The organism is Metabacillus idriensis, assembly GCF_009674765.1.
Classification (GTDB): Bacteria; Bacillota; Bacilli; order Bacillales; family Bacillaceae; genus Bacillus_P; species Bacillus_P idriensis.
Map to the genome: position 1 here is coordinate 25,083 of NZ_WKKF01000003.1, position 12,133 is coordinate 37,215.

Consider the following 12,133-nt stretch of genomic DNA (forward strand, 5'->3'; position numbering starts at 1 on the left):
CTATTAACCGGAGGTGCTGGAATGATCAATCAAAAAAAGAAAGCTATCGTAATCGGAGCCGGGCTTGGAGGAATGTCTGCTGCAATTCGGCTGTCTGCAGATGGATATGATGTGACCGTGCTAGAGAAAAACAGCAATGTTGGAGGAAAACTAAATCGCCGCTCCGGCAAAGGATTCACTTTTGATACAGGCCCTTCCATTTTAACGATGCCTTGGGTGCTCGAGCAGCTTTTCAGAAGTGTAAACAGGCACTTGGAAGACTACATAACAGTTGAACGGGTAGAGCCTCAATGGCGAACGTTTTTTGAAGACGGCACAAAAATTGATGTTTCAAGCGACCTTCCGACAATGATAGCAGAAATGGCAAAGGTATCTAAGGAGCCTCATGGCAACCTGAGCGGCCTTCTTTCCTACAGTGAAAAAATGTATGATCTTTGTTTGAAAAGTTTTTATAAATTCAGCCTTGAAGATTTAAAGGATTTAAAGAAACATCATACTCTTAAGGATCTAATGGCAATGGATCCCCTCAGCACCGCAGCAGACGGAACTGAAAAGCACCTGGACAACAAGTATCTGCAGCAGCTGTTCAATTTCTTCGTAATGTATGTGGGATCTAATCCTTATTCCGCACCGGCCATCCTTAATCAGCTGATTTATGTGCAGCTCGGTCTTGGCATTCACTATGTAAAAGGCGGCATGTACGGAATTGCTGAAGGGATGCAGAAGTTAATGGATGAGCTTAGAATTGAAGTTAAAACCAATACCCCTGTTGCCTGTCTGGAGCTGGATGGAAAAACTGTTAAAGGCGTCATGACGGAGAATGGGGATGTTTATCATGCAGATGTCGTTATTTCGAACTTAGAGGCAATCCCTGCATACCGAAATCTTGCTCCTTCTACCGGAGAAGTTAAAAAAGAAATTAAAAAATTGGGCAAAACCTTTATTCCAAGTGTTTCCGGATTAGTGCTGCTGCTTGGGACAGACTGTAAATTTGATGATTTGAAGCATCATAACTTCTTTTTCTCAGAGGATCCGGAAAAAGAATTTCAGCAAATATTCAATCAGGGGGTGCCGGCTGATGACCCGACGATTTATATCGGTATTTCTTCAAGATCTGACGCAAGCCAGGCTCCCGATGGAAAAGACAATTTATTCGTCCTTACCCACGTCCCTCCTCTAAAGGAAGGAGCTAAAACAAGCTTTGATTGGGAGGAGTACCGGGAACTTGTCTTAAACAAACTTGAACGTATGGGGATGAAAGATTTGCGGAAATCAATTGAATTTGAATACCGCTTCACTCCAGAGGACCTTGAGGAGCTTTATGGACCAAATGGCGGTTCAATCTATGGGGTCGCATCTGACAAAAAGAAAAACAGCGGATTTAAAATTCCTGCAAAGAGCGATATTTATGAAGGATTGTATTTTGTTGGAGGATCGACTCACCCAGGGGGCGGAGTTCCGATGGTTACATTGTCAGGCCAGCTTACAGCTGATCTGATCAAGAAGAATGAGCTTGTGAACGCAAAATAATGCGTGTGCACTAATTATCCGCAAAACAACAATAGAAAAGACACTTCTTCTCACAAGGAAGAAGTGTCTCTATTCAAGCGGTTTTTAAATTAAGAATTTTGGTTTTTCTTAGCTTCTGCTTGTTGGTTGGATTTTTTCACTTGTTGAGCATCTGTTTCGCTAGCGAACTCAGCTCCGAATTGTTGTTGACCTTGCGCAGCTTGAGCGTTTTGTTGTTTCACGTGTTGTACGCTAGTGCCAGATTGAGTTTTGTTTGGTTGTTGTTGATTGTTTGCCATGTTTATCACCTCCACGAAATTTATCATGTCCCGGAGGTGAAATTAATATCCAAAGGTTTTTAAATTTTTTTTGATTTTGTTAAAGCCCTATGACTGCTGCTGATTTTACATCAGAAGAGAACGTCCGCCATCGACGATGATGGTCTGTCCTCTAATCATTGATGCCTGGTCTGAAACGAGAAATTCAACTGCGTCAACCATATCCTCCATATCCACCATGCGCCCTGCAGGCGTCATTCTTCTCGCATCCGCAAGCAGTTCTTCCCGGTTTGGAAAATGCTTCAGTGCTTCTGTATCAACAGCTCCTCCTGAAACAGCATTGACAACAATGTTTTTAGATGCAAGCTCGACTGCCAAGTAACGTGTCAAAGATTCAAGTGCAGCCTTCGATACTCCAACTGTTGTGTAATTTTCAAGAACGCGGATTGAACCTAATGAGCTGATGCTGACTATCGTTCCGCCGCCGTTTTTCTCCATTCTCTTCGCAGCTTCCTGAGCGCAGAATAAAAGGGCCTTGCTGTTAATATCCATTGTCCAGTCCCAGTGGCTTTCTTCAAGCTCCATTAAAGGTCTTAATACCCCTGATGCAGCATTGTTCACAAATATATCTAAACGGCCGAAGGTTTCATCAATCTCGGCAAACATGTCTTTTATCTTTTCAGGTTTTCCTACGTTTGCTTTTACTACAAGAGCCTTTACGCCAAGCGCTTCAATTTCTTCCGCGGTTTGAAGTGCCGCACCTTTGCTTCTGGCATAATTGATGACGATATTGTATCCCTGCTTAGCAAGACGGAGTGCGATTGCTTTCCCTATTCCCCTGCTGCTTCCTGTAATTAGAGCTGTTTTGTTCTGGTTCATTTTTACATCTCCTTATTTGCTGTTAATCGTATAGTTGCCTATATTGTATCAAACAATAGGACAAGCGAGTAGTAGAGGAGGATTGCTTATGTATGTAGGCCGTGATATGACTGAATTATCCATGATGTCCATCCACGAGTGGAAGGATAGTGAATTAGCTTACTTCCATCATGGACTTCAGCAAATGATGCCATATTTAAACGCCGAAGGACAGACGATACACCGTGAGATCATTCTGGAAATTGAAGAACGCGGCGGTTTAAATCGCAATGAAGCTGATTACACACACGGGACAAAAATAAGCTATGATTGATAAGAAAAGCGGAATCGCCCGTTCTGGCCGAGGGGCTAGGAGGCGGAGCTAGACACCACTGCGCAAAATTTAATCTTTTCTCATCCCTAAAAATCGGCCGGAATCAGGCCGATTTTGTGTATTTTAGGCTTCTTAGAAAGTTTCGGGCTCATTTTTCTGAGATTGCTTCCTTTCTCACTATGAGCTGTTTCTACTGTTCATTCGTCTGCAGCGACATCTTATAAATCTTCTGATGTGAAACAGGAAATGCGTATCTCTGCATTTCAGTTTCTGTCACTTTTACAAGATTTTTATAGCTGCTGCCGGGCTTAAGCTGACCAGCATAGACGGAAATGTTCCAGACTAAATGTGAAAATACATGCTGAATGGTCCCTGTCAGCGGCTCAAGCTCAGCTTCTGTCTCATATTCATCACTCAGAAACTTTACCAGCTGCTCTTTTTGCGAAACGATGTCAATCGTCGTTTCACAGTTTGGAAATTCCCATAAATTAGCAAGCAAACCCGAGGAATTGCGCTTATGAATGTAGTAATGGCCCTCTGCATCTTTCAGAACGGCAGCTGCCATTGTCACTTGCTTGGGTTTTTTCTTTTTGCTTTTTACTGGAAGCTCTCTTTGCACTCCTTCATGAAATGCGTGGCAATGCTCTCTTACAGGACACATCAGACAGGACGGTGAGGTTGGCGTACAGATGATTGCGCCAAGCTCCATTAATGCCTGATTAAATTCTGAAGGCTGTTCCTTCGAAATGACCTCATATAGAATGTTTTCAAAAATCGTGCGTGTTTTCGGCTTTGCGATGTCCTCCCAGATTGAAAGAATACGCGACATCACTCTCATCACATTTCCATCCACCGCAGGCTCAGGCACGTTATAGGCAATGCTCAAAATGGCTCCTTTTGTATAAGGACCCACCCCTTTTAATTTGCTGATCTCCTCTGGTGTATCAGGTACAATTCCGCCGTAGCTGCTCACAACCTCTTTAACAGCCGAATGCAGGTTGCGGACTCTTGAATAATAGCCAAGCCCCTCCCATGCTTTCAGAACATCCTCTTCATCGGCCTCAGCCAAGGCTTCAAGCGTTGGGAATTTCTCTGTGAAGGCAAGAAAATACGGGATGACTGTATCCACTCTTGTCTGCTGAAGCATAATTTCAGACACCCAAATTTTATAAGGATCCTGATTAATTCTCCAGGGAAGATCTCTTTTCTCAAGCAAATACCAGGAGATTAAATCTTTTCTAAAATCTTCTATATTCAATGAATGTAAATTTTTATCAATTGAATCGAGCATATTTAAATATCCTCCGCATGTTATTTTTATAGGAAATTTGGGAAAATAAATGGTAGGCTTTCTTTTGAGTTTTAACAAAGAATAAAATTTTGCGCTTTGATGTCTAGCTCCAGCGCCCAACTGCCAGAACAAAATCCCCCAAAAAGTCAATCCCGGACTTTTCGAGTGATTTCTTATCTGTCTATCGAATCTACACGGGCGCTTGCGCTTTTCTTAGTTCAACTAAAAAATCATACAGCATTCGCCGCATTTTAAAAAGGGGCAGGCATGCCTTCTCACAAAAACCATAAAAATCGGTAATGTATCCTATAAAATAAAGGGATGGGAAAACCTTATTTCATCATATGATTGTGACAGGAGGTTTTAATGAATGGATACAGGCACACATGTTGTGATGGGGATTGCTCTCGGCGGACTTGCAACACTTGATCCGGCAGTGAGCGCAGATCCTGTGACTGCACAGGCCGTTATGATCGGAGCCATCGCAGGGTCTCAGGCGCCGGATCTTGATACCATATTAAAGTTCAGAAACAACGCTAAATATATTCGAAATCACCGGGGCATCACTCACTCGATACCCGCTGTAATTCTTTGGTCCGTGCTGATTACTGCTTTATTGTACTGGATCTTTCCGGAAGCTGATTTGCTGCATTTAGCAATATGGATCTCAGTCGCTGTCGTTCTTCATGTATTTGTTGATATTTTCAATGCATACGGAACCCAGGCACTGCGTCCATTTTCACAAAAGTGGATCGCCCTTGGCATGATCAATACCTTCGATCCCTTTTTGTTCTTTATTTATTCAGCAGGCATTGTCGTTTGGATATTTGGAGTACCTGCCGGCTACACATTTTTAACAGTGTTTATTGTTGCGTTCGGGTATTACATTCTTCGCTTTATCATGAAAAGAAGAATTATCCATAAAATCCACAAAAAATATGGCGATGTTGAAAAAATCATTATTTCTCCGACAATGAGATTCAGAAGATGGCGTATCGCGATTATTTCAAAAAACCATTATTATGTTGGACGATCAAATAATGATGAACTGACAATCCTTGATGAATATGACCGTGTTCCCGTGCCTCAAACGGACATCATTCAGGCTGCAGAACAGGATGAAAACATCTCTGCATTCCTGTCTTTTTCACCCGTTTACAGGTGGGAGGTTGACGAATATACAGACCATTACGAGGTGAAATTCATTGACTTGCGCTACCGGAGCAAAGGCCATTATCCCTTTGTTGCCATCGTTCAGCTCGATCAGGATTTAAACATCGTCAGTTCGTATACAGGCTGGATATTCAGTGAGGAAAAGCTCAGAAAGAAATTGGATTTACTGCCTGAATAAAAAACTTGGCTAAAGCGCAGCCAAGTTTTTAATGCAGCAAATGATCTTCATCATTCAGCAAATGCTTATATTTAGGGTTTGTTGCTAAAAACTCATGCAAATGCTCACCGTAATTTGTGATCCACTGCGTCACGATTTTCTCTGTGACATTTTTGCCGCGGTATTTTTCGCCGGCCTTTGCGTAGGTTGCTTCAAAATCCTCCCAAAGAAGTTCTATCCAGGTTCTGGCTTTTTCATAGCTTAAGGACGGATTTTTTTCCATCAGCAATTTGGTTAAACGTTCATAATAAGTTTCCATTTTTCATCACCTCGAGGCATTGATTCACTGCTTATAGTTTTAGCTGCAGCATCACATACTATAAATACGCTTCAGTCACATGAAGCTATTTTAAACCCATTGGAGGTCATACGCATGCGGAATAAAGCAAAAGACTTTCCGATTCAATCCAGCAACAAGTTCGAGGGTGAACCTAGAGCAAAAGACGATTTCGCTTCAAAACGAGCAAATGGGACAATCAACACGAACCCGCAGGAAAGAATGAGAGCTTCAGGCGAACGCAATGATATTGGTTCTTGATTTTGCACAAATTTTGCGGAGGTGCTTATAATGGGTTCAAACCATAAAAAGTTCTACAACAACAGAAGTGCAAATCCGTTTCAGCAGCCTTGGGCCAATCCTAAGCATGCACATGCTCAGGTTAATGGACAGACACAGCAAACCCAAGACTTGATTATATTAGAAGCTCAAACAAGAAAAAGATCTTAGCTTTTCAAGGTATAACGAATCATGCTGAATGATCCATGTTCAGTGTGGTTCGTTTTCATTCTTTTTTTGTCCGAGCATTGAAATAGGAAGACCTTCTTCTTCATCTGGAGTTTGCAGACGATTTCCCCAGGCAAATACTCCATTCATGTAGGAGATTTTAAAAAATGTTCCTGGCGCCCCTTCTATTTCATAGATCTCACCCGGCAAAAAGCTGTCCGGATTCAGCAAATAGGCTTGTGCCATTGTAATTTTACGGTCTAATACAGCGAACTCATTTATCATTCCCAACTGTTCCGCTTTACGGGCTTTCTCACGCAGCAGGGCAATTTCGGTTTTTAATTCATATTCAGACAGGGTGCTGTAGCGTTTTGTCTGCAAAATGATCATCCTTTCGCATTTCAGTCAATTAAGTATAAAATATAAGTATGATTCAGAAGGAGTGAGCTAATGTCAGCTATCGTTATTACAGGAGCTGGTTCAGGGCTGGGGCGAGCACTCGCTCTTCAGTACAGCAAAGATTTTAATGAAATCATTTTAATCGGGAGAAATCATGAACGGCTTCAGCAAACAAAAGATATCCTGCAGCAAAATCGGGAGCTTGAAGTGTTTACATATACCGTAAATGTCCAAAATCAAAATGAAGTTGAATCATTATGCACCTCATTGTTCACAAAGCATGATGCAGGTGCCCTTATCAATAATGCTGGTGTAGGCCACTTTGGCCCTGTCACTTCATTATCAGGTGATAAGATCAGTGAAATGCTCGACACAAATGTAAAAGGCACCATTTTTTTATCTCAGGCTTTTATTAAAGAGTTTCAGAAAAAAGGGAAAGGCAAAATCTTAAACATCATTTCAACCGCAGGACTGCGCGGCAAGGTGAACGAAAGTGTGTATGTCGCATCTAAATTCGCCGTCAGAGGTTTTACAGAAAGTCTTGTAAAAGAGCTGGGCGGAACTGACATTACCATTGCCGGAGCTTACATGGGCGGCATGGATACACCTTTTTGGGACAACAATGATCACATTAAAGATAAATCCCGTCTAAAATCACCGGAAGATATCGCAGAAAAAATTTATAGCCTTGATGACGGCAGAGCAGAAATCATTGTAGAGTAGGATCATTAGTCCTGCTCTTCTTCGTTTAAATAGCGATCGATGATTTCAATCGAGAAACCCTTTCTGTATAAAGCCTGCTTCATTTTCATTTTATATTGAGCCTGCGCTCCTTTGGCATACTTCCTTTTCAGTTTTTCTGCCTGAATCACAAGAGAATTCCACTCTTCATCATCATTATTTTCATACATTAACTCTTCTTTTACAATAGAGATAACATCATAACTGAAGCCTTTTCTCATCAGTGTCTGTTCCACTTTTTGCTTAATCTGCACTGTGGAGATCTTCGTTTCTTTACGGACCACTTTTTCGGCATGGACCATCGCTTGTTCCACTTGATCTTCTTTTGAATACTGCTGAAGGGCTTTTTCAGCAGTGTCCTTGCTGATGCCTTTTAATGAAAGCTCCTGTTTCATCACTCCAGGTCCCTTTCCGCCGGTTTTCCAGTGCGTGCGGATATAGGCATCTGCAAACTCATCATCATTTACGTATTTATAGTGCCGCAGCTGATGCATCACTTCAGTGACAACTGGTTCTGCGTACTCCTTTTTCAGAAGCATATCTGCTACTTCTTTTTCAGATCGCATTCTAAAACCTAAATATTCGATTGCTTTATTAAAAGCTTTTTTTACCGAATCGCCATATTGAATTTCAAGGATTTCCATCTCGTCCAGTTCAAGGCCTTTTTTAAGGCCGAATTTCAAGAGAACATTTTGATCGACGCTGAATGCGAATCTCTCGCCGCTGCCGTCATTTAAAAACACATTAAAACGCTCTTCACTGCTTTTTTGAGCGGTTATTTTCGTTATAGTTGGCATATTTACACCTCATCCTCATCTTATCATAATTCGCCTTCAGAACATTTAAAAAAGGATTATCAGGGTTTGATTGTTAAATTATAAGGAAAGAGAATAACAAGGAGTGATACAATGAAAATAGCAATTTCTGGAGGGACTGGTTTTGTAGGAAAAAAGCTCACGGACTACCTTTTAGAAAACGGAGATGAAGTGCTGATTTTAAGCAGAACAAAAAAAGAAAGCACGAAACCTGGGCTTAAGTACGTTGAATTGATGACTGAAGGCGCAGCTCCTGAACGGGAATTGGAAGGAATAAATGCTTTCATTAACCTTGCAGGAAAATCAATCAATGACCGCTGGACTGAAGAATCAAAAAAACAGATTGTGGAAAGCCGCGTCAAAACAACTCGTGAAGTCTACAGAATCATTGACACTCTGAAAAAAAAGCCTGAGGTGCTGATAAACGCAAGCGCGGTCGGAATTTACGGAACTTCTAAAGAAGAAACATTTACAGAGGAATCCCGTCCAAATGCATCAGACTTCCTTTCTGAAACCGTCATCAAATGGGAGAAGGAAGCAGCAAAAATTTCCGAACTTGGGGTGCGGACGGTATTTACACGCTTTGGCATTATTTTGGGAGAAAAAGGCGCACTTCCTTCTATTGTACTGCCTTATAAATTATTTGCAGGAGGAACGGTTGGCTCCGGCACACAATGGCTGTCATGGATTCATATAAATGATGTAGTGAAACTTATTCACTTTTTGCTTCATCAAAAATCGATTGAAGGTCCTGTGAATGCAGCATCTCCAAACCCTGTTCAAATGAAGGATTTCGGAAAAACGGTTGCCAAAGTGCTGCACCGCCCTCATTGGGTTCCTGCTCCAAGCTTTGCTTTAAAGCTTGCACTCGGGGAAAAAAGCATTCTTGTTCTTGAAGGACAGCGCGTGATTCCGAAAGCCGCACTTGAAAATCATTTTCAATTTTCACATCCAGTGCTTGAAGAAGCTCTATCTGACATATTAAAATCCACATAAGGACACTCAGAATAGGAGTTTAACATGGATAGCATTTTATTTAGGAATGCAACAATATACCCCATTACATCAAAAACACTTTATCAATCCGATCTCCTTGTTTCAGAAGGTAAAATTAAGGTGATCGGCAAACATCTGCCTTGCCCTGAAGGAACGAAAATCATTGACTGCAAAGAGCAATTTTTGTTCCCTGGCTTTATTGATGTTCATACACATCTCGGTTTATACGATGAAGGAACAGGCTGGGCAGGGAATGATGCCAATGAAACCATAGAAGTGCTCTCTCCACACATTCGTGCTCTTGACGGAGTTCATCCACTTGATCAAGGCTTTAAGGATGCCGTTCAATACGGCATTACAACCGTTCATATCATGCCTGGAAGTGCAAATGTGATTGGAGGCACAACATCTGTCATTAAAACTCATGGCGTTAATATTAAGGACATGATCGTTGTTGAAACGGCAGCATTAAAAATCGCACTTGGCGAAAATCCAAAACGCATTCACAGTCACGGCAATAAAGACTCCATTACGAGAATGGGCATCATGGGGATGCTCAGAGAAGCTTTTTATAACGCAAAGTGCGGCAAAGAACCGGATGATTTCAGATCGATTTCCATCCGCAAAGTGCTTAATCGGGAAATACCGGTGCGCATTCATGCTCACCGGGCAGATGATATCCTCTCAGCGATTCGTTTTGCTGAAGAATTCAATCTTGATTTCCGAATTGAACATTGTACCGAAGGACACCTGATTGCCGATGAATTCATCGGCAAAAATATTAAGGTGAGCGTAGGTCCAACGCTTACAAGAAGATCCAAAATTGAGCTTAAAAATAAAAGCTGGCTTACGTATCAGGCATTGGCAGACCGCGGCGTAGAAGTTTCCATTACAACAGACCATCCATACACGCCAATTCAGTATTTAAATGTTGTGGCATCCATCGCCGTAAGAGAAGGTTTTGATGAAAAATTAGCCATGGAAGCGATAACGATTACCGCTGCAAAAAACTTATTAATTGACGACCGGGCCGGGAGTCTTGAAATAGGAAAAGATGCTGACATAGTCCTATGGAATCATCACCCTTTTCACTACCTTGCAAAGCCCGGCCTGACAATGATTAACGGGAAAATTGTCTTCCAAAAAACCTGAATTTTCCTGCCTGTAATATGTGCAAATTATGGCATAAAAAAATGTGCTCAAATTCATAAAAAATTAACAAAAAAAATTGTTTCATTTTGAAAAAAAATCGAGTATGATACGAGAGGAAAGAGTAATAAAATAGTTACTAAAAACCAAATGATGCAAATGCGTGGGAAGGCAAATGGTGCGCCACCAGTAAACTGGTCCTAGTGGGTTCGATTCCCACCCCGAAATTTTTTTATCTAATTTAAAAAATTTCGAGGGTGGGACTTCAACACGACAAGTCTGTAAGTCTGCCCTCTGGTTGGAGGGATAGCAGATGCTAAAAAAACGTGATATTCAAGACAGTCAGCCGCTATATGATCAAATGGTTCACCCTGATGTCTTCCCTTTTGTGCGCCACAAAGCAGCATCAATTGATGAATATCTATTTTTAACAAAACAAACGATTGAAGCAGAAGAGCGCGGGGAATTGATTTCACGTACCATTCTCGATGAATGGGGCTCTCCAATCGGAACCATCAGTTTATTTGATATTCAGGACAATGCCGGGTTTCTTGGAACATGGCTTGGGAAGCCATTCCACGGAAAAGGCTATAACCAGGCTGCAAAAGATGCTTTTTTCAACGAGCTCTTTTTTGAGCTTGACATTGAACGTATTTTTCTCCGGATCAGAAAGAAAAACGTACGCTCAACAAAAGCCGCTGAAAAGCTGCCTTACGTTGTAAATGCAAACGAAATAAGAAAGCCTCTTCTTGACGAAATCAATCAGGGCGAGGATATTTACAACTTATACGAAATTTCAAAAGACCTATATACTTTTTATACGATGCGCACCGCCTCAGAAATGGAAGAACAGCATCTTAAAGAAGCCTAATGAAACTAAACCTGCTCAGGAGATAATCGAGCAGGTTTTTTTGTATGAGATTCCTTAAAGATGACAAAAATAGTGCTGACACTAAGAAAAGCGGAGGCGCCCGTTTAGCGCAGGCATGACAGATAAGGATCCGACAGAAAAGGCGCTTTTTGCCAATACTTTCGGATCCGTTCTGGCCGAGGAGTTGGGCGGTAAAGCTAGACATCAAAGTGCAGAACAGTGTATTTTCTCCTCATGACATAATAGAAAGGGTGAACGAAATGGCAGATAAGAGAAAACGCGAAAAAACCCGCAATTCTTTAAGCGGTGCACAGGAAGTTACCTATTCAAGAGCATTTAAGATGGCTGACCGTGCCGGCGGATACATAAACAGCAAATCAAGTCATTAAATGCCAGCATACCTTCCTCCTGTTCAGATAAAACTAAAAATGAACACATGATGTTCAAGCTAACTTCAGGGGGGCTAAAAAATGGGCAGAGCTAACAGCCAGCATTCTAGAAGCAAAAGCAAAAATAATTTAGCACAGGTTCCAAAAAACCTTAAAAAAGAATCTGACGGAGTTTATGAAGAATATTCGGCTGAACTCGCAGATCAAGCAGATAAAACGGCTCAGGCAAGAGCAAAAGCTGCTGATGAGCGTCAAGGGAAGTAAGCGATTTAGATACGATTCAGAAAAGGGAGTGCATTATGCACTCCCTTTATTATTTTCTTTTAATGAACTGTGGATAAAATTATCCACAGCCATGTGTATTTTGTGGATAAGATTAAAAAGACGCT

17 protein-coding genes are annotated in these 12,133 nt (G+C 41.5%); 11 read left to right on the forward strand and 6 right to left on the reverse strand.

Annotation, left to right across the window (positions count from 1 at the left end; all coding sequences use genetic code 11):
- The first annotated feature begins 21 nt into the window (after positions 1–21).
- Complete coding sequence (locus tag GJU41_RS13105; RefSeq protein WP_070879729.1) at positions 22–1,530, forward strand: phytoene desaturase family protein; 1,509 nt, start codon at positions 22–24, stop codon at positions 1,528–1,530.
- Positions 1,531–1,619: 89 nt separating this feature from the next.
- Here the strand turns inward: GJU41_RS13105 and GJU41_RS13110 are convergent, their stop codons facing one another.
- Both GJU41_RS13110 and fabL read right to left on the reverse strand, forming a co-directional pair.
- Positions 1,620–1,808 (reverse strand): gamma-type small acid-soluble spore protein, encoded by a 189-nt coding sequence (locus GJU41_RS13110; RefSeq protein WP_070879728.1) that lies wholly within the window; start codon positions 1,806–1,808, stop codon positions 1,620–1,622.
- Positions 1,809–1,913: 105 nt separating this feature from the next.
- Entirely contained in the window at positions 1,914–2,666 is a 753-nt protein-coding gene (fabL, locus tag GJU41_RS13115) for an enoyl-[acyl-carrier-protein] reductase FabL (protein ID WP_070879727.1), read from the reverse strand.
- An 88-nt stretch (positions 2,667–2,754) separates the two neighbouring features.
- On the opposite strand from fabL, the gene GJU41_RS13120 reads away from it, so the two are divergent.
- Positions 2,755–2,979: a hypothetical protein gene (locus GJU41_RS13120; RefSeq protein WP_070879726.1), complete on the forward strand. Its 225-nt coding sequence runs from the start codon at positions 2,755–2,757 to the stop codon at positions 2,977–2,979.
- 190 nt (positions 2,980–3,169) lie between these two features.
- Here GJU41_RS13120 and mutY read toward each other — a convergent pair whose 3' ends face one another.
- Positions 3,170–4,270, reverse strand: a complete 1,101-nt coding sequence (gene mutY, locus GJU41_RS13125; RefSeq protein WP_070879756.1) for an A/G-specific adenine glycosylase — start codon at positions 4,268–4,270, stop codon at positions 3,170–3,172.
- A 370-nt stretch (positions 4,271–4,640) separates the two neighbouring features.
- On the opposite strand from mutY, the gene GJU41_RS13130 reads away from it, so the two are divergent.
- Positions 4,641–5,621 (forward strand): metal-dependent hydrolase, encoded by a 981-nt coding sequence (locus tag GJU41_RS13130; protein WP_070879725.1) that lies wholly within the window; start codon positions 4,641–4,643, stop codon positions 5,619–5,621.
- Positions 5,622–5,649: 28 nt separating this feature from the next.
- Here GJU41_RS13130 and GJU41_RS13135 read toward each other — a convergent pair whose 3' ends face one another.
- Entirely contained in the window at positions 5,650–5,919 is a 270-nt protein-coding gene (locus tag GJU41_RS13135; RefSeq protein ID WP_070879724.1) for a YfhJ family protein, read from the reverse strand.
- Positions 5,920–6,033: 114 nt separating this feature from the next.
- Between GJU41_RS13135 and GJU41_RS13140 the strand changes: the two genes are divergently transcribed.
- Together GJU41_RS13140 and GJU41_RS13145 are read left to right on the forward strand one after the other, a co-directional pair.
- The gene (locus GJU41_RS13140) at positions 6,034–6,198 is read left to right on the forward strand and encodes a small, acid-soluble spore protein K (protein ID WP_070879723.1); all 165 of its coding nucleotides are present in this window, start codon (positions 6,034–6,036) and stop codon (positions 6,196–6,198) included.
- Between the two features lie 30 nt (positions 6,199–6,228).
- A complete protein-coding gene (locus GJU41_RS13145; protein WP_083328407.1) occupies positions 6,229–6,387 on the forward strand; it encodes a YpzG family protein in 159 nt (52 codons plus the stop codon).
- Between the two features lie 39 nt (positions 6,388–6,426).
- Here the strand turns inward: GJU41_RS13145 and GJU41_RS13150 are convergent, their stop codons facing one another.
- The gene (locus GJU41_RS13150; RefSeq protein ID WP_070879722.1) at positions 6,427–6,765 is read right to left on the reverse strand and encodes a YfhH family protein; all 339 of its coding nucleotides are present in this window, start codon (positions 6,763–6,765) and stop codon (positions 6,427–6,429) included.
- A gap of 69 nt (positions 6,766–6,834) precedes the next feature.
- On the opposite strand from GJU41_RS13150, the gene GJU41_RS13155 reads away from it, so the two are divergent.
- Positions 6,835–7,506 carry an SDR family NAD(P)-dependent oxidoreductase gene (locus GJU41_RS13155; RefSeq protein WP_070879721.1) on the forward strand — a complete coding sequence of 224 codons (672 nt, stop codon included), beginning with the start codon at positions 6,835–6,837 and terminating at the stop codon, positions 7,504–7,506.
- 5 nt (positions 7,507–7,511) lie between these two features.
- Here the strand turns inward: GJU41_RS13155 and recX are convergent, their stop codons facing one another.
- Positions 7,512–8,321 carry a recombination regulator RecX gene (gene recX / locus GJU41_RS13160; protein WP_070879720.1) on the reverse strand — a complete coding sequence of 270 codons (810 nt, stop codon included), beginning with the start codon at positions 8,319–8,321 and terminating at the stop codon, positions 7,512–7,514.
- Between the two features lie 111 nt (positions 8,322–8,432).
- Between recX and GJU41_RS13165 the strand changes: the two genes are divergently transcribed.
- The 5 genes from GJU41_RS13165 to GJU41_RS13185 all read left to right on the forward strand — a co-directional run bounded on the left by GJU41_RS13165 (position 8,433) and on the right by GJU41_RS13185 (position 12,008).
- Positions 8,433–9,335, forward strand: coding sequence for a TIGR01777 family oxidoreductase (locus GJU41_RS13165; RefSeq protein WP_070879719.1), 903 nt, complete (start codon positions 8,433–8,435; stop codon positions 9,333–9,335).
- A gap of 24 nt (positions 9,336–9,359) precedes the next feature.
- A complete protein-coding gene (locus tag GJU41_RS13170; protein ID WP_070879718.1) occupies positions 9,360–10,487 on the forward strand; it encodes an amidohydrolase in 1,128 nt (375 codons plus the stop codon).
- A gap of 310 nt (positions 10,488–10,797) precedes the next feature.
- The gene (locus GJU41_RS13175) at positions 10,798–11,355 is read left to right on the forward strand and encodes a GNAT family N-acetyltransferase (protein ID WP_070879717.1); all 558 of its coding nucleotides are present in this window, start codon (positions 10,798–10,800) and stop codon (positions 11,353–11,355) included.
- Positions 11,356–11,615: 260 nt separating this feature from the next.
- Entirely contained in the window at positions 11,616–11,744 is a 129-nt protein-coding gene (locus GJU41_RS13180; RefSeq protein ID WP_083328406.1) for a YfhE family protein, read from the forward strand.
- Between the two features lie 81 nt (positions 11,745–11,825).
- Positions 11,826–12,008, forward strand: a complete 183-nt coding sequence (locus GJU41_RS13185; RefSeq protein WP_070879716.1) for a YfhD family protein — start codon at positions 11,826–11,828, stop codon at positions 12,006–12,008.
- Positions 12,009–12,133: the final 125 nt, after the last annotated feature.

Bases quoted from the DNA above. Each gene is read 5' to 3' on its own strand.
- GJU41_RS13105 (WP_070879729.1), top strand. From the start codon at position 22: ATGATCAATCAAAAAAAGAAAGCTATCGTAATCGGAGCCGGGCTTGGA.
- GJU41_RS13110 (WP_070879728.1), bottom strand. From the start codon at position 1,808: ATGGCAAACAATCAACAACAACCAAACAAAACTCAATCTGGCACTAGC.
- fabL (WP_070879727.1), bottom strand. From the start codon at position 2,666: ATGAACCAGAACAAAACAGCTCTAATTACAGGAAGCAGCAGGGGAATA.
- GJU41_RS13120 (WP_070879726.1), top strand. From the start codon at position 2,755: ATGTATGTAGGCCGTGATATGACTGAATTATCCATGATGTCCATCCAC.
- mutY (WP_070879756.1), bottom strand. From the start codon at position 4,270: ATGCTCGATTCAATTGATAAAAATTTACATTCATTGAATATAGAAGAT.
- GJU41_RS13130 (WP_070879725.1), top strand. From the start codon at position 4,641: ATGGATACAGGCACACATGTTGTGATGGGGATTGCTCTCGGCGGACTT.
- GJU41_RS13135 (WP_070879724.1), bottom strand. From the start codon at position 5,919: ATGGAAACTTATTATGAACGTTTAACCAAATTGCTGATGGAAAAAAAT.
- GJU41_RS13140 (WP_070879723.1), top strand. From the start codon at position 6,034: ATGCGGAATAAAGCAAAAGACTTTCCGATTCAATCCAGCAACAAGTTC.
- GJU41_RS13145 (WP_083328407.1), top strand. From the start codon at position 6,229: ATGGGTTCAAACCATAAAAAGTTCTACAACAACAGAAGTGCAAATCCG.
- GJU41_RS13155 (WP_070879721.1), top strand. From the start codon at position 6,835: ATGTCAGCTATCGTTATTACAGGAGCTGGTTCAGGGCTGGGGCGAGCA.
- recX (WP_070879720.1), bottom strand. From the start codon at position 8,321: ATGCCAACTATAACGAAAATAACCGCTCAAAAAAGCAGTGAAGAGCGT.
- GJU41_RS13165 (WP_070879719.1), top strand. From the start codon at position 8,433: ATGAAAATAGCAATTTCTGGAGGGACTGGTTTTGTAGGAAAAAAGCTC.
- GJU41_RS13170 (WP_070879718.1), top strand. From the start codon at position 9,360: ATGGATAGCATTTTATTTAGGAATGCAACAATATACCCCATTACATCA.
- GJU41_RS13175 (WP_070879717.1), top strand. From the start codon at position 10,798: ATGCTAAAAAAACGTGATATTCAAGACAGTCAGCCGCTATATGATCAA.
- GJU41_RS13180 (WP_083328406.1), top strand. From the start codon at position 11,616: ATGGCAGATAAGAGAAAACGCGAAAAAACCCGCAATTCTTTAAGCGGT.
- GJU41_RS13185 (WP_070879716.1), top strand. From the start codon at position 11,826: ATGGGCAGAGCTAACAGCCAGCATTCTAGAAGCAAAAGCAAAAATAAT.